This is a genomic window from Pseudomonas sp. P39-UII1 (genome assembly GCF_039672635.1).
Lineage (GTDB): Bacteria > Pseudomonadota > Gammaproteobacteria > Pseudomonadales > Pseudomonadaceae > Aquipseudomonas.
Genome location: NZ_JBDFPP010000007.1, coordinates 43,215 through 62,181, shown reverse-complemented (window position 1 = coordinate 62,181; position 18,967 = coordinate 43,215). Strand labels below are relative to the sequence as shown.

Sequence of the window (18,967 nt, the reverse complement as noted above, 5' to 3'; positions counted from 1 at the left end):
CCAACTCAAGGACGCGTCAAACGCCAAAGGTCTGGTACCAATGCCCAAATCAGCAAACCGCTTTCCGCGCCTGCCGCGTATCCCTGCGGCCGACCCTCAGGAGTCGGAGCAGGCCTGGCAGAACGCCCCGCAGCTGCTGGCCGCGCTCAATGGTGCACGCCTTGGCGCCTGGCTATGGGACATCGACAGTGGCCGGGTCAGTTGGTCACGCGGCACCCAGGCGCTGTTCGGCTTCGATCCGCAGCGCCCCCTGCCCAAGGACATCGATTACCTCGACCTGCTGCCCGAAGAGGACCGCGCCCGCACCCGTCAGCTGTTCCAGGCTGTGGTCAATGGCGAGCCCGCCGAGCGGGCCATGCGCCATCGTATCCGCTGGCCGGATGGCAGCCTGCACTGGCTGGAAATCAACGGCAGCCTGACCCACGACCGCCAGGGCCGGCCGCAGATGATCGGGGTGATCCGTGAGATCACCCGCCAGCGCGAACGGGAAAGCGCGCTGATCAACTCGGAAAAACGCTTCGCCACGCTGTTTCACCTGAGCCCCAACGCCATCCTGCTCACGCGCCGTAACGACGGCATGATTTTCGAGGTGAACCAGCACTTTGAGGACATGTTCGGCTGGCCTGGCGAACAGGTGATCGGCAAGACCAGCCTGGAGCTGGGCCTGTGGGTGAACCCCGAGCAACGCCACCAGGTGCTGGAAGCGATCCGCGCCAGCGGCGGCCCGGCAATCATGGAGGTGCAGTTTCGCGCCAGCAGCGGCAAGGTTCACGATGGCATCCTGTGCGCCCAAGGCATTGAACTGGAGGGTGTGACGTCCCTGCTCAGCACCTTTGTCGACACCTCCGAGCGCAAGCGCGCGGAACAGGCGCTCAAGGACAGCCAGGAACGCCTCGACCTGGCCCTGGACTCGGCGCAGCTGGGCACCTGGGACTGGCACATCCCCAGCGGCATGCTCTATGGCTCGGCCCGCGCCGCGCAACTGCACGGGCTCGACCCGATCCCCTTCCACGAGTCGTTCGACGCGTTCTTCGAAGGCGTGCCCGAGGAAGAGCGCGACGTCATGCGCCAGGCCTACCGCAGCCTGCGCGAAGGCCCGGCCGGCAACTACCAGATCACCTACCGCGTGCAGCTCGAAAACGGCGCCTCACGCTACATTGAAAGCCGTGCCCGCCTGTACCGCGACGACCACGGCAACCCCTTGCGCATGGCCGGCACGTTGCTGGACATCACCGAACAGGTAGAACGCGAGCAGCGCCTGAGCGCCTCGGAAGAGAAGTTCGCCAGCCTGTTCCAGGTCAGCCCCGACCCGATCTGCGTAACCCGCCAGGACACCGGCCAATTCATCGAGATCAACCCGGCCTTCACCCAGACCTTTGGCTGGAGCGCCGAGCAAGTGATTGGCCGCACCGCCGAAGAGATTGGCCTGTGGGCCGAATCGATCGCGCGTGCGCAGCGCATCGAGCGGGTCATCCGCGAGCAGGCGCTGAGCAACGTCGCCGTGGTGGTCAACCACCGCAACGGTTCACCGCTGACCTGCGTGATCGCCAGCCGGCTGATCACCGTCGACAACCAGCCTTGCAGCGTCACCACGCTGCGTGACATCACCCAGCAGCAACGGGCCGAGGCGGCGCTGAAGTCCAGTGAGGAGAAGTTTGCCAAGGCGTTCCACTCCAGCCCCGACGCCATCACCATTACCGAACGCCGTAGCGGCCGTTACGTGGAGGTCAACGATGGTTTCTGCCGGCTGACCGGCTACAGCAATGCCGATGTGATCGGCCGCAGCGTCTATGACCTGGGCATCTGGGCCGACGACAAACAGCGCAACGCCCTGCTCGCCGAGCTCAAGGAGCGCGGCCGGGTGCACCACCGTGAAATGCTCGGGCGCAACAAGCGTGGCGACATTCTCACCGTGGAAGTGTCGGTCGAGCCGATCAGCCTCAACGAAGTCGATTGCCTGCTGCTTACCGCGCGCGATGTCAGCCAACTGAAGAATGCCCAGGCGCAGATCCGCCACCTGGCCTACCACGACCCGCTGACCAACCTGCCCAACCGTGCCCTGCTGATGGACCGCCTGAGCCAGCAGATCGCCCTGTTGCGCCGGCATAACCTGCGTGGCGCCCTGCTGTTCCTCGACCTCGACCACTTCAAGCACATCAACGACTCGCTGGGCCACCCGGTGGGCGACACGGTGCTGAAAATCATCACGGCGCGATTGGAAGCCAGCGTGCGCCTGGAAGACACCGTGGCGCGCCTGGGCGGCGATGAGTTCGTGGTCCTGCTCAGCGGCCTGGAAGGCAGCCGCGAGGCGGTGGAAACCAAGGTCCGCGAACTGGCCGACACCCTGCGTGAACTGTTGGCCGAGCCCATGTCGCTGGACGGCCAGCGCCTGCAGGTTACGCCAAGTATCGGGGTAGCGCTGATCCCCGACCACGGCGCCACCCCGGCCGACCTGCTCAAGCGCGCCGACATCGCCCTGTACCGGGCCAAGGACTCGGGCCGCAACACCACCCAACTGTTCCACACCACCATGCAAAAGGCCGCCAGCGAGCGCCTGCGCATGGAAAGCGACCTGCGCCTGGCACTGGCGCGAGGCGAACTGGCGTTGCACTTCCAGCCCCAGGTGGATGCCCGCGACAACCACATTGTCGGTGCCGAAGTGTTGCTGCGCTGGCACCACCCACAACTGGGCCAGCAGCCGCCTGCGCAGTTTATCCAGGTATTGGAAGAAAGCGGCCTGATCCTCGAAGTTGGCAGCTGGATACTCGACGAAGCTTGTGATGCCTGCGCGCACATGCTCGAGGACGGGCTGATCGATGCCGATGATTTCAGCCTGTGCGTGAACATCAGCCCGCGCCAATTCCGCCAGAACGACTTCGTCGAACGGGTGCTGCGCAGCCTGAACGACTACCGCCTGCCCCATCACATGCTCAAGCTGGAGATCACCGAGGGCATCGTGATCCAGAACCTGGAAGACACCATCAGCAAGATGCGTGAGCTCAAGCGCTATGGGGTGAGTTTCGCCATGGACGATTTCGGCACCGGCTATTCCTCACTGACCTACCTCAAGCGCTTGCCGGTGGACGCCTTGAAAATCGACCAGACCTTCGTCCGCGACGCCCCGGTAGACCCCAACGACGCCGAGATTGTCCGTGCCATCGTCGCCATGGCACGCAGCCTGGACCTGGCCGTGATCGCCGAGGGCGTTGAACTGACCGAGCAGCTGGAATATCTCGAACGGCTGGGCTGCCATTTGTATCAGGGCTACCTGCACAGCCGGCCGCTGCCGTTGCAGGAGTTCAGGCAAATGTTGCTGGAGGCGCCTGCGGATTTTTGAGCAACGAAAAAGGGCACCCGAAGGTGCCCTTTTGGCATGTCGCCGAACTTAGTTCAGCGCAGGTTTTTCCCCATTGATCGGGATGCGCTTGGCCTTGGCTTCTTCTGGCACGATGCGCTGCAGGTCGATGCTGAGCAGGCCGTTGGCCAGGCCTGCGGATTTGACCACGATATGGTCATCCAGGCGGAACGACAGCTTGAAGGCGCGCTGGGCAATGCCCTGGTGCAGATAGGTCACTTCAGCGGCGCCATTTTCGCGCTTGCCACCGGTTACGGTCAGGACGCCCTTTTCGACTTGAAGGTCGAGGTCCTGCTCCTGGAAACCGGCTGCGGCAACCACGATGCGATAGTGGTCATCGCCATGTTTTTCCACGTTGTAGGGAGGGTAGCTGCTACCCGCCTCATTGCGTGCCGCCGATTCGAACAGTTCGTTGAAACGGTCGAAGCCAACGGAATGGCGGAACAGAGGTGCGAGAGAGAATGCGCTGGTCATGGTCATGAACTCCTGAAATTCAGCAAGTAAGTCATTACGCGACCCGACTTCGGCATCGCGTACTGAATAAATAAGGTTCAGGAGATGGCTTTCAAGGGGCAGGTGTAAAAAATTTGATTTCTGCTGTGGGGTCGATGGCCCTATCGCCGGCAAGCCGGCTCCCACAATGACCGAGGCATCGCATGGCCTTGTGGGAGCCGGCTTGCCGGCGATAGGGCCGGGTCAGGCAACACATTCCTCGAATGCTTGCACCTCAACACCCAATAACCGGCTGATCCGCTGGCAGTCATCTTCCCTGCGCAACTCGGCAAACAGCACCACCGCCTCGGGATAACTGCGCGTCAGCATCGCCAGCCACTGCTTCATCCGCCCCGGCGCGTAGCGCGGCGACAGTTTGGCCTGGGCCTGGCGCCAGAATTCACGCAGCAGCGGCAACAGCGCCTCCCAGCTCATCGGCTGGTAGTCACGGCCATCACGCGCAGCAGCGATCTGCAAGGCCAGGTCCGGCCGCGACACCAGCCCGCGCCCGAGCATGATGTCTTCAGCACCACTGACTTCGCGGCAACGCCGCCAATCGTCCACGGTCCAGATCTCGCCATTGGCGAACACCGGCACCTTGACCACATCCTGCACCCGCGCCACCCATTCCCAGTGGGCCGGAGGCTTGTACCCTTCGACCTTGGTGCGGGCGTGCACCACAAGGTGCGCCGAGCCACCTTCGGCCAGGGCCGTTGCGCAGTCCAGCGCCCCGTCCGGGCTGTCGAAGCCCAGGCGCATCTTGGAGGTGACCGGGATGTGCGCCGGCACCGCGCGGCGCACTTCACGCACAATGGCATGCAGCAGTTCCGGCTCCTTGAGCAGCACCGCGCCGCCGCGCGACTTGTTCACGGTCTTGGCCGGGCAACCGAAATTCAGGTCGATCACCGGCGCGCCCAGCTCGCAGGCCAACGCCGCGTTTTCAGCCAGGCACACCGGATCGGACCCCAGCAACTGCACACGCATGGGCACGCCGGCAGCCGTGCGCGCACCCTGACGCAGCTCTGGTGCGAGCTTGTCGAACGAGGAGGCTGGCAGCAGGCGATCGCACACGCGGATGAACTCGGTGACGCACCAATCGATGCCGCCCACTCGGGTCAGGACGTCGCGCAGGATGTTGTCGACCAGCCCCTCCATGGGGGCCAGGGCAATTTGCATGTTGGGGTCTCGGCGGGAAAAGGCGGCAGTCTAACAAAAAATGCCGCCCGCTCAGGCACCGATCAGCGCCGGGCCGTAACCTTCGACGAATTCCGCCGGCATGCGCTTGGGCTTGCCGCTGGACAACTCGATGCAGGCGAAGGTGGTTTGCGCGCGCAGCAAGGTCACGCCGTCACGCGGGCGCTTGAGCTGGAAGCGCCGGGTCATGCGCAAGCGCTGGTCCCAGTCGACGATCCAGGTGGCCAGCTGCAGCTCGTCATCCTCATAGCCGGCAGCCAGGTAGTCGATTTCGTGGCGTACCACCGCCATGGCGCGGTCCAGGCGCCGGTACTCGGCAAGGTCCAGGCCCAGGCGCTGGGAGTGGCGCCAGGCACAACGCTCCAGCCAGGTGACGTAGACCGCGTTGTTGGCGTGACCGAGGCCGTCGATGTCCTCGCTGCCGACACGCAGGTCGATGATGAATGGCGTTGCCAGGTCCCAGCTCATGCCCGCTCCCAATGTGTATGAACGGGCAGAGTGTATCGGATGTTCAGGCGCTTTGCCGCGCGGGGGCACTGGCACGGCTGAGCAATTCGAGCACCGCCTCGCCCAGGCGCGGGTCTGCCAGCACGCGCTGGTGGCCGCCGTCCTCCAGCTGCAGCAGGCGGCTGTCGAACCATGCCTTGTGAATGACCTCGGCCTCGCTGGCGGGCACCAACGCGTCGTCAGCGGCATGCACGATCAAACCCGGCAGCTCCAGCTGATAACCGCTGACATCCAGGCGACTGATTTGCATGCCGACATCTCGTTCGACCTGGCGAATGAAGGCCGCCCTGGCCCGGGCCGGCAAGCCCAGCCGCCGGGCGAAACCACGCAACACACCGAGCAGCTGGGCGGGCGCGGCGATACTCACTGCCGCCTCGGCGCGCAGCCCCATCTGCAGGGCCAGCATGACACTGGCACCGCCCATGGAATGACCAATCACCGCACGCAATGGCGGCAGTTCGGCAGCAGCCTCCAGCAGCGCCCGGGCAAACAGCACCACATGCGCCTGCTGCCCGGGGGAGCGACCGTGCGCCGGGCCTTCCAGGGAGACCACGGTGTGCCCGGCCTTCACCAGGGTTTCGATCAACGCGGCAAATTGGGTGGGGCGCCCTTCCCAACCGTGCATCAGCAGCACGGTCGGGCCTTTACCCCAACGCAAGGCAGACAACCCAAAACGCAAGGTAATGCGCTCCGCGTTCGCCAGCAGCGGCAGCTCCCATTGCCTGGGCGGCAGGTTACGCGGGGTCATGAAGGCGCGGCGCATCTTGCCGGCGACATGTTCGGGGGCCAGTCGGCCGAGGGTGCCATTCACACCACGAATCCAGCTCAGGGTAGTCATCGCCTTGCTCCAGGGTCTGAGGCTCAGATAACCGCCGACTTGGCGGCGCGCAGAATACGGTCGGACAACTCGCCGGTGCCCAGGGCACGGGCCAGCGCCAGACCACCAATCATCAGGGCCAGGTCGGCCAATGCCTTGTCGGCATCTTCGGGGCGATCAACCATGGCTGCGGTCATCAGCTCGATGTGCTCGGCCAGCACCTCGCGAAACACCTCTGGCAGGCGCTGCATCTCGCCAATCGAATTGGGTAGCGGGCAGGCATGCACTTCGGCATCACGGTGCTTGCGCGACAGGTAAAAGGCGCTTGCCAGCGCCCGGCGCCCCTCGCCGTCCAGGCTTGGGTCAACCTGGGCCAACAAGGCCCGGCGCTCGCTGAGCAACTGGCGGAACGCTTCGAGCATGAGCTCGTCCTTGCTGTCGAAGTGCGCGTAGAAGCCTCCAACGGTCAGGCCTGCCGCGCCCATCACCTGGCTGACACTCGGCTCGGCCGGACCGTGCTGGATCAGCGCGCTACGGGCGGCTTCGAGGATGCGTTCGCGGGTTCTGGTTTTCTTGTCACTCATGGCCAGCTCAACGTGCAAAATATGATGATTGAAATATGATACTCATCATATTTTTTGGCAAGCAGAAATTGAGACCGTTTATCGGCGTGCACTTTTCGGAGGGATAGAAAAACAAAAGGCCCATTCAATAAGCGAATGAGCCTTTAAAGTCCCGCAAAACGCGGGTAAACGTGGCGTCCCCTAGGGGACTCGAACCCCTGTTACCGCCGTGAAAGGGCGGTGTCCTAGGCCACTAGACGAAGGGGACGTAACCTTCGCGAAGATTCACTGATGTGAACCCTGGCTAAATTGGTGGAGCTAAGCGGGATCGAACCGCTGACCTCCTGCATGCCATGCAGGCGCTCTCCCAGCTGAGCTATAGCCCCGAAAACAAAAGGCTCATCCAATATGCGAATGAGCCTCTTTAAGTCCCGCAAAGCGCGGGTAAAAGTGGCGTCCCCTAGGGGACTCGAACCCCTGTTACCGCCGTGAAAGGGCGGTGTCCTAGGCCACTAGACGAAGGGGACGTAACCTTCGCGAAGATTCGCTGATGCGAACCCTGGCTAAATTGGTGGAGCTAAGCGGGATCGAACCGCTGACCTCCTGCATGCCATGCAGGCGCTCTCCCAGCTGAGCTATAGCCCCGGATTTCTAGCCTCTCGGCCCAGCGACATAGTGAAACATCGCTTGTGCAAAACTGGCGTCCCCTAGGGGACTCGAACCCCTGTTACCGCCGTGAAAGGGCGGTGTCCTAGGCCACTAGACGAAGGGGACGAACCTTCTTACCTTCAAGACCCGGTTGCTGTACCCGGTCTTGCTCGACAGCCTTGGCTGCCAAGCGGAATTTGGTGGAGCTAAGCGGGATCGAACCGCTGACCTCCTGCATGCCATGCAGGCGCTCTCCCAGCTGAGCTATAGCCCCACTATGTCGCTTTGAACCGAATCACCGGCTGGGTGCCTGGCGTTTCGTTTTCGTTCATCGCTGTGGACGGGGCGCATATTAAGATCGGATTGCAAAGCTGTCAAACGAAATTTTGAAATTATTCAAAAGTTTTTTCACAGATAACAATCACTTACCGCCCTGCCCCGGTTCTTCAGGGTTAGCTGTGCCTGTGGGAGCGGGCTAGCCCGCCCCCACAGGTCAGGTGTAAAGCTGAATCAGGCGATGTTCGCCAGCAGCTTTTCCCACTCTTTGTTTTCTTTCTTCGACACGCCGCCCAGCAGGTCGAGTGCCTGGCGCAGGCGGTAGCGGGTCAGGTCCGGGCCAAGGATTTCCATGGCGTCCAGTACCGAGACCGAACTGGCCTGGCCAGTGATGGCAGCGAACATCAGCGGCATGGCATCACGCAGTTTGAGTTCCAGCGCTTCGACAACGGCCTGGATGCAACCGGTGATCCGCTCTTTTTCCCACTGGCGCAGGCTCTCGAGCTTCCACAGGATCAACTGCATGACCTGGCGCACCTGGTCGGCGGACAGCTTCTTGCTTTCGAACAGCTTGGCGTCGAGCTTGAGCGCGCCTTCGAAGAAGAAACCACCCAGCGGAGCGACCTGGCTGAAGGTCTCGACCCGGCCCTGCACGTGCGGGGCGATTTTCATCATGTAGTCGCTGTTGAACGCCCACTTCTGCACGCGTGCGGCGAACTCTTCCACCGGCAGTTCGCGCAGCCACTGGCCGTTGAGCCACGACAGCTTCTCGATGTCGAAGATCGGGCCGCCCAGCGAGATACGCGACAGGTCGAAATGCTCGACCATTTCGGCCAGGGAGAACTTCTCGCGCTCATCCGGCATCGACCAGCCCATGCGGCCGAGGTAATTGAGCATCGCCTCGGGCATGAAGCCCATGCGCTCGTAGAAGGTCACCGACGTCGGGTTCTTGCGCTTGGACAGCTTGCTCTTGTCGGGGTTGCGCAGCAGCGGCATGTAGCACAGCTTGGGCTGCTCCCAACCGAAGTATTCGTACAGCTTGATCAGTTTCGGTGCCGACGGCAGCCACTCTTCGCCGCGCAGCACGTGGGTGATGCCCATCAGGTGGTCGTCAACCACGTTGGCCAGGAAGTACGTCGGCAGGCCGTCGTTCTTCATCAGCACCTGCATGTCCATGCGGTCCCATGGGATCTCGACGTCGCCACGGAGCATGTCCGGAACCACGCAGATACCTTCGCTTGGCACCTTCATGCGGATCACGTGGGGCTCACCAGCAGCCAGGCGGCGCTGCACTTCCTCGTCGCTCAGCAGCAGCGCACGGCCGTCGTAGCGCGGGGTTTCGCCACGGGCCATCTGCTCGGCGCGCATCTGCTCCAGCTCTTCGGCGGTGCAGAAGCAGTAGAACGCATGGCCGGCGTCGACCAGTTGCTTGGCGTACTCGGCGTAGATCTCGCCGCGCTCGCTCTGCCGGTAAGGGCCATGCGGGCCGCCGACATCCGGGCCTTCGTTCCATTCGATGCCAAGCCAGCGCAGGGCGTCGAAGATCTGCTGCTCCGACTCGCGGGTCGAGCGCAACTGGTCGGTGTCTTCGATGCGCAGGATGAACTCACCGCCATGCTGCTTGGCGAAGCAGTAGTTGAACAGGGCGATGTAGGCAGTGCCGACATGGGGGTCGCCGGTAGGCGATGGCGCGATACGCGTGCGTACGGTGGTCATGGAGAGTCTCGAACGAAAGATGAAACAAAGGCGGGATGTTAGCAGGGAGCGGGCATCGGGCTCCAGCAATGGCGCTAACGTCACTTGTGGGCGGGCGGTGTATCGCTGTTAAATTTGCTTACATTTCTGGAACGATAGTACCCATGCCTGCTCAACTCAAACGCCGCCTGCTGATCTTCTTCACCTTGGTCGCGCTCATCGCCCTCGCCTTCCTGGCCCACTGGTATTTCAAGGGCCGCTTCTACGAGAGCACTGACAATGCCTACGTGCAAGGCGAGATCACGCGGATCTCCAGCCAGCTCGGCGCACGTATCGACGACGTGCGCGTGGAAGACAACCAGCATGTGCGCAAAGGCGACTTGCTGGTGCGCCTTGAGGTCGCCGACTTTGCACTGGCCGTGGAGCGTGCCCGCGCCGCCCTGGCCACCCGCGAAGCCGAGCACGCCCAGGCTGAAAGCCGCCTGACCCAGCAAGGCAGCCTGATTGCCGCAGGCCAGGCGCAGGTGGCCGCCAACCAGGCAACATTCGACCGCTCGCGGCTCGACCTCAACCGGGTAGAAAAGCTGCGCAAGCCAGGCTTCGTCTCTGAACAGCAAGTCACCACCTTGTCGGCTGAGAGCCACGTTGCCGGCTCCCAGGTCGACAAGGCACGTGCCGACCTGCAAAGCCAGCGCCAGCAGGTCAACGCCCTCAGCGCCGACCTCAAGCGCCTGGATGCACAAATCGCCAATGCCCGTGCCGAGCTTGCCCAGGCCGAGCTGAACCTGACCCGCTGCGAAATCCGCGCGCCCATCAGCGGCATGATCGGCCAGCGTAATGCCCGCACTGGCCAAGTGGTGCAGGCTGGCGCCTACTTGCTGTCGATCGTGCCCGACGCGGACATCTGGGTGCAGGCCAACTTCAAGGAGACCCAGATTGGCCACATGCAACCCGGCCAGCGCGCCGAGCTGCTGTTCGACAGCTACCCCGACACCCCGATCGAGGCCCGCGTCGACAGCCTGTTCGCTGCCTCGGGAGCGCAGTTCAGCCTGTTGCCACCGGACAACGCCACCGGCAACTTCACCAAGGTGGTGCAGCGCATCCCCGTCAAACTGACGTTCGCTGCCGACAACCCGCTGCATGGCCGCATCCGCCCGGGCATGTCGGTGACCGCCACTGTCGACCTGCGCACCGAGGATGATGGCCAGGATGGCTGGTGATCAGCTGCTCCGGCCAACTGCGGAGCCTACCCGGCGCGACTGGATTGCAGTGATGAGCGTCATGCTCGGCGCCTTCATGGCAGTGCTGGACATCCAGATCACCAACTCTTCGCTCAAGGACATCCAGGGAGCGCTGTCGGCAACCCTGGAGGAAGGCTCGTGGATTTCCACGTCTTACCTGGTGGCGGAGATCATCATGATTCCGCTGACCGCCTGGCTGGTGCAGCTGCTGTCCGCCCGGCGCCTGGCGGTGTGGGTATCGGCAGGTTTTCTGGTGTCGTCGCTGCTCTGCTCGATGGCCTGGAACCTGGAGAGCATGATCCTTTTCCGCGCCCTGCAGGGCTTTACCGGCGGCGCGCTGATCCCGCTGGCCTTCACCCTGACCCTGATCAAGCTGCCCGAGCATCATCGCGCCAAGGGCATGGCCATGTTCGCCATGACCGCCACGTTCGCCCCTTCCATCGGCCCCACACTGGGCGGCTGGCTGACTGAGAACTGGGGCTGGGAATATATCTTCTACATCAACATCCCACCTGGCCTGGTGATGATCGCTGGGCTGATGTACGGCCTGGAGAAGAAAGCAGCGCACTGGGAATTGCTGAAAAGCACCGATTACGCGGGCATCGTAACCCTTGGGGTCGGCCTGGGGTGCCTGCAGGTGTTCCTTGAAGAAGGCCACCGCAAGGACTGGCTGGAGTCGAACCTGATCGTCGCCTTGGGCAGCATTGCCCTGGTCAGCCTGATCACCTTTGTCATCCTGCAGTTTTCCAAGGCGCACCCGCTGATAAACCTGCGCATTCTCGGCAACCGCAACTTCGGCCTGTCGAGCATCGCCAGCCTGGGCATGGGCGTTGGGCTGTACGGGTCGATCTATCTGCTACCGCTATACCTTGCGCAAATCCAGGGCTACAACGCGCTGCAGATCGGCGAGGTGATCATGTGGATGGGCGTGCCGCAGCTGTTCCTGATCCCGCTGGTGCCGCAGTTGATGAAGGTGATCCCACCAAAATTACTCTGCGCGCTGGGCTTTTGCCTGTTCGGCGTCGCCAGTTTCGGTTCCGGCGTGTTGAACCCCGACTTTGCCGGCGAGCAGTTCAACCACATCCAGATCATCCGCGCCCTTGGCCAACCCATGATCATGGTGACCATTTCACTGATTGCCACGGCGTATATCCAGCAGCAGGATGCCGGGTCGGCGTCGAGCCTGTTCAATATCCTGCGCAACCTGGGGGGCGCCATCGGCATCGCCTTGCTCGCCACCCTGCTGGATGCGCGGACCAAGGTGTATTTCGACTACCTGCGTGAGGCAGTGGTGCCGAGCAACCCACAGGTGGCCGAACGCCTGGCGCAACTGGCGGAGCGGCTGGGCAATGACAATGCGGCGTTGGGCAAGTTGAGCGAGATCACCCACCAGCAGGCGCTGATCATGGCCTATAACGACGCCTTCCATTTTGTGGGGATCGGGTTGGCGGTGAGCATGGTGGCGGTGTTGCTCACCCGCAAGCTGCCGGAGGGGCTCAAGGCGGGTGAAGCACATTGAATCGATGCTGCCTGTGCAGCCCTATCGCCGGCAAGCCAGCTCCTAGAGGGCTGCACATGGCCTGAAAACCGTGAGGTACCTGGGGGAGCCGGCTTGCCGGCGATGGGGCAACAACTGAAGAACACTCAGCTGGTGATCAACCGCTCCCGAAGCTGAGTGATCTCGTCGCGCAACTGCGCCGCCGCCTCGAACTCCAGGTCGCGGGCAAACTGCATCATCTTCTCTTCCAACTGCTTGATGCGCTTGGTGATCTCGCCCGGCGTACGCAGTTCGGCCTCGTAGCGGGCGCTCTCCTCCGCGGCCTTGGCCATGCCTTTGCGCTTCTTGCTGCGCGACCCCGGCACGTTTGCGCCTTCCATGATGTCGGTGATGTCCTTGACCACGCCCTTGGGCACGATGCCGTTGGCCTGGTTGAACGCGACCTGCTTCTCGCGGCGCCGCTCGGTCTCGTCGATGGCACGCTGCATGGACCCGGTCACCTGGTCGGCGTAGAGGATCGCCCGGCCATTGAGGTTTCGCGCAGCGCGGCCGATGGTCTGGATAAGCGAGCGCTCGGAGCGCAGGAAACCTTCCTTGTCGGCATCGAGGATTGCTACCAGCGACACCTCTGGCATGTCCAGGCCCTCGCGCAGCAGGTTGATGCCCACCAGCACGTCAAAGGTACCAAGGCGCAGGTCGCGGATGATTTCGACCCGCTCCACGGTGTCGATGTCCGAGTGCAGGTAACGCACCCGCACGTCATGATCGGCCAGGTAATCGGAGAGGTCTTCGGCCATGCGCTTGGTCAGCGTGGTGGCCAACACCCGCTCGCCCACCTCAACGCGCTTGCGGATCTCCGACAGCAGGTCGTCGACCTGGGTCAGCGCCGGGCGTACCTCGACCTGCGGGTCGACCAGGCCGGTCGGGCGCACTACCTGCTCGACCACACGGCCAGCATGCTCGGCTTCGTAGGGCCCCGGGGTGGCGGAAACGAAAATGGTTTGCGGGCTCACCGCTTCCCATTCGTCGAAACGCATTGGCCGGTTGTCCAGCGCCGACGGCATGCGGAAGCCGTACTCGACCAGGGTTTCCTTGCGCGAGCGGTCGCCCTTGTACATGGCACCGACCTGGGGAACGCTGACGTGGGATTCGTCGATCACCAGCAGCGCATCGTCCGGCAGGTAATCGTAGAGGGTGGGTGGTGGCGCGCCGGCCGGGCGCCCGGAAAGGTAGCGCGAGTAGTTTTCGATGCCGTTGCAATACCCAAGCTCCAGAATCATCTCCAGGTCGAAGCGGGTGCGCTGCTCCAGACGCTGGGCCTCTACCAGCTTGTTGGCCTTGTGCAAGTATTCGAGGCGGTCCTTGAGTTCCTCCTTGATGCCCTCCACGGCCTCCATCAGCGTTTCCCGCGGGGTGACGTAGTGGCTCTTGGGATAGAAGGTAAAACGCGGCAACTTGCGGAAGACTTCGCCAGTCAGCGGGTCGAACGCGGCAATGTTCTCTACCTCATCATCGAACAACTCGATGCGGATGGCTTCGAGGTCGGATTCGGCGGGGAACACATCGATCACGTCACCGCGCACTCGGAAGGTGGCGCGGGCGAAGTCCATCTCGTTGCGGGTGTACTGCAAGTCGGCCAGGCGGCGCAGCAGTGCGCGCTGGTCGAGCTTGTCGCCGCGGTCGACGTGCAGGACCATTTTCAGGTAGGTCTCGGGGCTGCCCAGGCCATAGATGCACGACACGGTGGTGACGATGATCGCATCGCGCCGTTCCAGCAGCGCCTTGGTCGCAGACAGGCGCATCTGCTCGATGTGGTCGTTGATCGACGCGTCCTTCTCGATGAAGGTGTCCGACGATGGCACGTAGGCCTCGGGCTGGTAGTAGTCGTAGTAGGAAACGAAATACTCCACCGCGTTGTTCGGGAAAAATGCCTTGAATTCGCCGTACAGCTGCGCGGCCAGGGTCTTGTTCGGCGCCAGCACCAGCGTGGGGCGCTGCACCTGCTGAATGACGTTGGCAATGCTGAAGGTCTTGCCCGAACCGGTGACGCCCAGCAGGGTCTGGTGCGACAGGCCCGCCTCGATACCCTCGACCATCTGGCGGATGGCCTCGGGCTGATCGCCGGCCGGCTGAAAACGGGTGACGAGCTGGAACTCGGACATGTCGGACCTCGCGGTAACGCCGTAACTGTAAATTTAGCCAGTAGTCTATACCCAAATGCGCCCGCCTGGTGCCGGATTCAAGCCCCAGGTGTGAGCGCTCATTGCGATGGACACGGCAAATCGACCAATGGTTGAAAAAAATTTACGCAAAACACCGGAAAAGCTGCGCCACACTGTCGCAGTGACCGGTCGGTATCACTATACTGACTCCCCGTTTGTGCACCGCTTCAGTGCATTCGGCTGGAGCGTGTACGCCCTATCACTCTCCATTCAGAGCCAAGGTAACAATGAGCCTGTTTTCCGCTGTCGAGCTGGCACCCCGCGACCCTATCCTGGGCCTCAACGAAGCATTCAACGCCGACCCACGTACCGACAAGGTCAACCTGGGCGTGGGTGTGTACTGCAATGAGGAAGGCCGCATTCCGCTGCTGCGCGCCGTGATCGAAGCCGAAACCCAGCGTGCCGCACAGCACGCCTCGCGCGGCTACCTGCCGATCGACGGCATCGCCACCTACGACCAGGCCGTGCAAAAACTCATTTTCGGCGCCGAGTCGCCACTGCTGGCCGCTGGCCGCGTGGTTACCGTGCAAGCCGTTGGCGGCACCGGCGCTCTGAAGATCGGCGCCGACTTCCTCAAGCGCCTGTCGCCGAACGCCGTCGTTGCCATCAGCGACCCGAGCTGGGAAAACCACCGCGCGCTGTTCGAAACCGCCGGCTTCCCGGTACAGAACTACCGCTATTACGACGCGCCGAGCAACGACGTCAACCGCACCGGCATGCTCGAAGACCTGAACGCCCTGCCGTCCGGCTCGATCGTCGTGCTGCACGCCTGCTGCCACAACCCGACCGGCGTCGACCTGGGCCTGGATGACTGGAAAAACGTCCTGGAAGTGGTCAAGGCCAAAGGCCACGTGCCATTCCTCGACATGGCCTACCAGGGCTTTGGTGACGGTATCGCCGAAGATGCCTTCGCTGTGCGCCTGTTCGCCGAGTCTGGCCTGGACTTCTTTGTTTCCAGCTCGTTCTCCAAGTCGTTCTCGCTGTACGGTGAGCGCGTAGGCGCGCTGTCGATCGTCACCGGCAGCAAGGACGAAAGCACCCGCGTACTGTCGCAGGTCAAGCGCGTCATCCGCACCACGTACTCCAACCCGCCGACCCACGGCGCGACCATCGTCGCCACCGTGCTCAACAGCGCCGAGCTGCGCAGCATGTGGGAAGCGGAGCTGGGCGAGATGCGCCAGCGCATCCACGGCATGCGCCAGCAGATGGTCAGCCTGCTGGCCGAATACGGCGCCAAGCGCGACTTCAGCTTCGTCGGCCGCCAGGCGGGCATGTTCTCCTACTCGGGCCTGACCGTCGAGCAAGTGGCACGCCTGAAGAACGAGTTCGGCATCTACGCGCTGGACACCGGCCGTATCGCTGTCGCCGCGCTGAACCAGAGCAACATCCACGTGGTCACCAAGGCCATCGTCGAAGTGCTGTAACTGCTTGATTTGGCTCGCTGAATTGCCAAGGGCGGGGTTGACTTGCCCTCGGCAATCAGTAAGATATGCGCAGATTCCGCGATAGCTCAGTCGGTAGAGCAAATGACTGTTAATCATTGGGTCCCTGGTTCGAGTCCAGGTCGCGGAGCCAAATTCTGAAAAACCTCCAGCTGCGCAAGCACTGGAGGTTTTTTTATTTCCGCACCCGCTATTTCTGCAGCGGCTCGGTCACCGGCTTGCCTTCATCCACAAGGCTCCAGACCAGCAATTTGGCTGGCTTCGACTGGCTGGCATTGCGCGACACGCTGTGCACCGTGCCCGGTGCTTCGTACCAGTACTCACCGGCCTTGTAGGTCTTTTCCTGCTCATCATTGAGCTTCGACACCACTGCACCCTCAAGCACATAGGCCATCACCGCGCCTGGATGCTGGTGAGCGGGCGATGCCTGGCCAGGCGCATAGCTGACGGTAAGCATGACGGCGCTCTTGCCGGGCGCGTTGCTGGGTTGCTGCTGTTGCAGGACCTTGACCTGGTCCGCGGCATCGCCATGCGCCCAAGCGCAGGACTGCCCGGCGAGCAGACCGGCACCGACAAGCAAGGCAAGGGAAAGAATCGAGGGTTTCATGGGGCTTCTCCTGATTGGCATCTGCCAGCAGGTTAGGCCCTAGGGCACCGCAGACAAATGGCCAATTCAGGGAAAAAGCAGGGGGCCGCGTCGCCGCGCCCCGGTGATTCAGCTGCTACGGCCGATTGGGTAGAACGCGCCATGGCTCCAGACGCCAAGCCATTCTTCGCCATCGATCTCACGCGGCACCGCCAGTTCGACCAGCTGGTAGAACACATTACGATGGATCAACGCTTCGAGATTGTTGCGCATCAGCACGTAGGGCGATGGCTCCTGGGTCACGGGGTCTGTCTCAACCCTTAACGGATTTTCAGGGCCCGCCTCCACCTGATCCTCGACATTGCTGGTAAAGCTCAACACCTGCTGCTCACCACTGCCCTGCACGTCCAGCGTCACGGCAACGAACGGCGCATCATCGACACGGATGCCGACCTTTTCCACCGGCGTGATCAGGAAGTAGTCATCACCATCCCGGCGGATGATCGTTGAGAACAGGCGTACCATGGGCTTGCGCCCGATTGGCGTGCCCAGGTAGTACCAGGTGCCATCGCGCGCAATGCGCATGTCGATATCACCGCAAAAATCCGGGTTCCACAGATGCACCGGCGGCAACCCTTTGTGCTTGGGGATCTGCGCCAGAATATCGTTGGCCTTGCCGGAATCCGTCATCACCCTGCCCTCACTGACTCATGCCCAGAAGGCTACGAGCGTACTCGCGCATCGGTGCTGCGAGCAAATCCTGAGGGGTGTTGTCGTGGAACGTCAACAAACCGCCACGGCTTTTGATCCTGGCGGTGTCGATCAAGTAACGGGTACTGGTTTCGATCAGCATCATCTGCACCACACCGGTGTCCCAACCCAGCCGGTCGACTGCCTGTTCGTCATACCACTCATCGCCATTGCCGATACGGTCGTCGGTGCGGGCGAAACGGGTATACAACACATAGTCGGCGCCGACCGAACGCGCTTGTGCGATCGCTTCCTCGAGCCCCAACGGGCCTTGGGCGCGGCGCACCAGCGGGAAATACTCGACGAAGCTCTTGAATGCCTCTTCGGCCACCACGTTCTGCTTCGGCACAGGGCCTTTGCCCGGCGGCATGAATGCGCCTTGGCCAATGAAGATGAACGAATCGGGCTGCAGGCGGATCGACAGCGTGCGGCGGGTGTCGCTGTGGTCCAGCAGGCCAGCATCGCTCATGTGGTAACGGACGCCTTCGCCCATATCGCTGACATTCATGCAGCCGCCCAGCGCCAACAGCGCCAGGGGCAAGACCAGGCTACGCATCTTTCCTCCAGTGGCCGGTGACGAAAAACCGGCGAATAGCCGGCGGATGCAGCTTTTGCGCCAGATCAACCGCCAATCACCTTCATCACCATCACATCCCCGGAAAACGCCACCTCCTGCTTGTCTGCCAAGGCGCTGACCAGTAGCCGCTGCAAGGCAGGCAACGCCTGATGACGCGGCTGTTCCAGCAGGTCGCCGACAAAGTGACGATTGCTCGACGACAGGCAGCCATGCAGCCAACCGGTGGAGGACAACCTAAGCCGCGAGCACGTCCGGCAGAACGGCACAGTCTCGTTGGCGATCACGCCGAAATGGCCTTTCCCTGGAACCTGGTAGCGCAGTGCGGTGGCGTCCAGCGGCGCATCGACTTGCTGATAGCCATGCTCGCGGCCGATGAGGGCCAGCAGCTGATCGAGCCCGACGAACTGCTGCAGGAACGCATTAGGGTCACGGGCGAGATGCCCCATGCGCATCAGCTCGATGAAACGCAACTCGAAACCACGGGCCAGGCAGTAGTCCAGCAATGGCAGCACCTGATCCAGGTTCTGCCCGCGCATCGGCACCATGTTCACCTTGATCTGCATGCCCATGGCACTGGCCTGTTGCATGCCAGCCAGGACGCTGGCCAGGTCACCTCCGCGGGCGATGCGCCGGAAGGCCTCGGGGTCGAGGGTATCGAGGGATACATTCAAACGGCGAATGCCTGCCGCCTGCAGCAGCGCCAACTTGCGTGAGAGCAGCTGGCCATTGGTGGTCAGGGTGATGTCTTGCAGGCCGAGCCTGGCCACTGCGGCCAGAAACCCGTCCAGCCGGGGGCTGATCAGTGGCTCGCCGCCGGTGATGCGCAGGCGCTCGATGCCGGCGGCCTCGATGAGGTATGCCACGCCACGCGCCAACGCCTCACCCGACAGCTCATCCTGCGCCGCAACCAGCCGTTTGCCATTGGGCACGCAGTAGCTGCAGGCATAGTTACAGGCAGCCGTCAGGCTGACGCGCAGGTTGCGAAAACGCCTGCCTTGACGATCGACAATCATGAATGACTCCGGCATGGGTGAATCGGGGCTGGCAAAACCTGACTCAAAATTCAGGTTTTTGCAAGCCCCGTCACCACACCGGTTTCAGTCA

15 protein-coding genes and 7 tRNA genes are annotated in these 18,967 nt (G+C 62.6%); 5 read left to right on the top strand and 17 right to left on the bottom strand.

Features of this window, described 5'->3' with window-relative positions; translation table 11 throughout:
• Nucleotides 1-40: 40 nt before the first annotated feature.
• Nucleotides 41-3,337, top strand: a complete 3,297-nt coding sequence (locus tag ABEH27_RS11765; RefSeq protein ID WP_346613746.1) for a PAS domain S-box protein — start codon at nt 41-43, stop codon at nt 3,335-3,337.
• A 48-nt stretch (nt 3,338-3,385) separates the two neighbouring features.
• Here the strand turns inward: ABEH27_RS11765 and ABEH27_RS11760 are convergent, their stop codons facing one another.
• The 12 genes from ABEH27_RS11760 to gltX form a co-directional block, all read right to left on the bottom strand.
• Nucleotides 3,386-3,829: an Hsp20 family protein gene (locus tag ABEH27_RS11760; protein ID WP_346613745.1), complete on the bottom strand. Its 444-nt coding sequence runs from the start codon at nt 3,827-3,829 to the stop codon at nt 3,386-3,388.
• A 222-nt stretch (nt 3,830-4,051) separates the two neighbouring features.
• Entirely contained in the window at nt 4,052-5,023 is a 972-nt protein-coding gene (locus tag ABEH27_RS11755) for a tRNA-dihydrouridine synthase (protein WP_346613744.1), read from the bottom strand.
• A 51-nt stretch (nt 5,024-5,074) separates the two neighbouring features.
• The gene (locus ABEH27_RS11750; protein WP_346613743.1) at nt 5,075-5,509 is read right to left on the bottom strand and encodes a thioesterase family protein; all 435 of its coding nucleotides are present in this window, start codon (nt 5,507-5,509) and stop codon (nt 5,075-5,077) included.
• Between the two features lie 43 nt (nt 5,510-5,552).
• A complete protein-coding gene (locus tag ABEH27_RS11745; protein WP_346613742.1) occupies nt 5,553-6,386 on the bottom strand; it encodes an alpha/beta fold hydrolase in 834 nt (277 codons plus the stop codon).
• A gap of 23 nt (nt 6,387-6,409) precedes the next feature.
• Nucleotides 6,410-6,949 (bottom strand): TetR/AcrR family transcriptional regulator, encoded by a 540-nt coding sequence (locus ABEH27_RS11740; RefSeq protein ID WP_346613741.1) that lies wholly within the window; start codon nt 6,947-6,949, stop codon nt 6,410-6,412.
• A gap of 171 nt (nt 6,950-7,120) precedes the next feature.
• A tRNA-Glu gene (locus tag ABEH27_RS11735) sits at nt 7,121-7,196 on the bottom strand.
• A 42-nt stretch (nt 7,197-7,238) separates the two neighbouring features.
• A tRNA-Ala gene (locus ABEH27_RS11730) sits at nt 7,239-7,314 on the bottom strand.
• Nucleotides 7,315-7,379: 65 nt separating this feature from the next.
• Nucleotides 7,380-7,455 (bottom strand) — tRNA-Glu (locus ABEH27_RS11725).
• 42 nt (nt 7,456-7,497) lie between these two features.
• Nucleotides 7,498-7,573, bottom strand: a tRNA-Ala gene (locus tag ABEH27_RS11720).
• A 53-nt stretch (nt 7,574-7,626) separates the two neighbouring features.
• A tRNA-Glu gene (locus tag ABEH27_RS11715) sits at nt 7,627-7,702 on the bottom strand.
• Nucleotides 7,703-7,774: 72 nt separating this feature from the next.
• A tRNA-Ala gene (locus tag ABEH27_RS11710) sits at nt 7,775-7,850 on the bottom strand.
• A 236-nt stretch (nt 7,851-8,086) separates the two neighbouring features.
• Complete coding sequence (gene gltX / locus ABEH27_RS11705) at nt 8,087-9,568, bottom strand: glutamate--tRNA ligase (protein WP_346613740.1); 1,482 nt, start codon at nt 9,566-9,568, stop codon at nt 8,087-8,089.
• A gap of 143 nt (nt 9,569-9,711) precedes the next feature.
• Here gltX and ABEH27_RS11700 point away from each other — a divergent pair, with 143 nt between their 5' ends.
• Both ABEH27_RS11700 and ABEH27_RS11695 read left to right on the top strand, forming a co-directional pair.
• Nucleotides 9,712-10,767 (top strand): HlyD family secretion protein, encoded by a 1,056-nt coding sequence (locus tag ABEH27_RS11700; protein WP_346613739.1) that lies wholly within the window; start codon nt 9,712-9,714, stop codon nt 10,765-10,767.
• 49 nt (nt 10,768-10,816) lie between these two features.
• Entirely contained in the window at nt 10,817-12,307 is a 1,491-nt protein-coding gene (locus ABEH27_RS11695; protein WP_346613866.1) for an MDR family MFS transporter, read from the top strand.
• A 125-nt stretch (nt 12,308-12,432) separates the two neighbouring features.
• Here ABEH27_RS11695 and uvrB read toward each other — a convergent pair whose 3' ends face one another.
• Entirely contained in the window at nt 12,433-14,448 is a 2,016-nt protein-coding gene (uvrB, locus tag ABEH27_RS11690; RefSeq protein WP_346613738.1) for an excinuclease ABC subunit UvrB, read from the bottom strand.
• Between the two features lie 287 nt (nt 14,449-14,735).
• Between uvrB and ABEH27_RS11685 the strand changes: the two genes are divergently transcribed.
• Both ABEH27_RS11685 and ABEH27_RS11680 read left to right on the top strand, forming a co-directional pair.
• Entirely contained in the window at nt 14,736-15,932 is a 1,197-nt protein-coding gene (locus tag ABEH27_RS11685; protein ID WP_346613737.1) for an amino acid aminotransferase, read from the top strand.
• Nucleotides 15,933-16,007: 75 nt separating this feature from the next.
• Nucleotides 16,008-16,083: transfer RNA gene (locus tag ABEH27_RS11680), tRNA-Asn, on the top strand.
• 57 nt (nt 16,084-16,140) lie between these two features.
• Here the strand turns inward: ABEH27_RS11680 and ABEH27_RS11675 are convergent.
• The 4 genes from ABEH27_RS11675 to ABEH27_RS11660 form a co-directional block, all read right to left on the bottom strand.
• Nucleotides 16,141-16,557, bottom strand: a complete 417-nt coding sequence (locus tag ABEH27_RS11675; RefSeq protein WP_346613736.1) for a cupin domain-containing protein — start codon at nt 16,555-16,557, stop codon at nt 16,141-16,143.
• A 108-nt stretch (nt 16,558-16,665) separates the two neighbouring features.
• Nucleotides 16,666-17,226, bottom strand: coding sequence for a DUF1285 domain-containing protein (locus ABEH27_RS11670; protein ID WP_346613735.1), 561 nt, complete (start codon nt 17,224-17,226; stop codon nt 16,666-16,668).
• A gap of 10 nt (nt 17,227-17,236) precedes the next feature.
• A complete protein-coding gene (locus ABEH27_RS11665; RefSeq protein WP_346613734.1) occupies nt 17,237-17,842 on the bottom strand; it encodes a DUF4823 domain-containing protein in 606 nt (201 codons plus the stop codon).
• 65 nt (nt 17,843-17,907) lie between these two features.
• Nucleotides 17,908-18,876 (bottom strand): radical SAM protein, encoded by a 969-nt coding sequence (locus tag ABEH27_RS11660; RefSeq protein WP_346613733.1) that lies wholly within the window; start codon nt 18,874-18,876, stop codon nt 17,908-17,910.
• Nucleotides 18,877-18,967 lie beyond the last annotated feature (91 nt).

Bases quoted from the DNA above. Each gene is read 5' to 3' on its own strand.
- ABEH27_RS11700 (WP_346613739.1), top strand. From the start codon at position 9,712: ATGCCTGCTCAACTCAAACGCCGCCTGCTGATCTTCTTCACCTTGGTC.
- ABEH27_RS11760 (WP_346613745.1), bottom strand. From the start codon at position 3,829: ATGACCAGCGCATTCTCTCTCGCACCTCTGTTCCGCCATTCCGTTGGC.
- ABEH27_RS11675 (WP_346613736.1), bottom strand. From the start codon at position 16,557: ATGAAACCCTCGATTCTTTCCCTTGCCTTGCTTGTCGGTGCCGGTCTG.
- ABEH27_RS11665 (WP_346613734.1), bottom strand. From the start codon at position 17,842: ATGCGTAGCCTGGTCTTGCCCCTGGCGCTGTTGGCGCTGGGCGGCTGC.
- ABEH27_RS11660 (WP_346613733.1), bottom strand. From the start codon at position 18,876: ATGATTGTCGATCGTCAAGGCAGGCGTTTTCGCAACCTGCGCGTCAGC.
- uvrB (WP_346613738.1), bottom strand. From the start codon at position 14,448: ATGTCCGAGTTCCAGCTCGTCACCCGTTTTCAGCCGGCCGGCGATCAG.
- ABEH27_RS11755 (WP_346613744.1), bottom strand. From the start codon at position 5,023: ATGCAAATTGCCCTGGCCCCCATGGAGGGGCTGGTCGACAACATCCTG.
- ABEH27_RS11685 (WP_346613737.1), top strand. From the start codon at position 14,736: ATGAGCCTGTTTTCCGCTGTCGAGCTGGCACCCCGCGACCCTATCCTG.
- ABEH27_RS11740 (WP_346613741.1), bottom strand. From the start codon at position 6,949: ATGAGTGACAAGAAAACCAGAACCCGCGAACGCATCCTCGAAGCCGCC.
- ABEH27_RS11745 (WP_346613742.1), bottom strand. From the start codon at position 6,386: ATGACTACCCTGAGCTGGATTCGTGGTGTGAATGGCACCCTCGGCCGA.
- ABEH27_RS11765 (WP_346613746.1), top strand. From the start codon at position 41: ATGCCCAAATCAGCAAACCGCTTTCCGCGCCTGCCGCGTATCCCTGCG.
- ABEH27_RS11750 (WP_346613743.1), bottom strand. From the start codon at position 5,509: ATGAGCTGGGACCTGGCAACGCCATTCATCATCGACCTGCGTGTCGGC.
- ABEH27_RS11670 (WP_346613735.1), bottom strand. From the start codon at position 17,226: ATGACGGATTCCGGCAAGGCCAACGATATTCTGGCGCAGATCCCCAAG.
- gltX (WP_346613740.1), bottom strand. From the start codon at position 9,568: ATGACCACCGTACGCACGCGTATCGCGCCATCGCCTACCGGCGACCCC.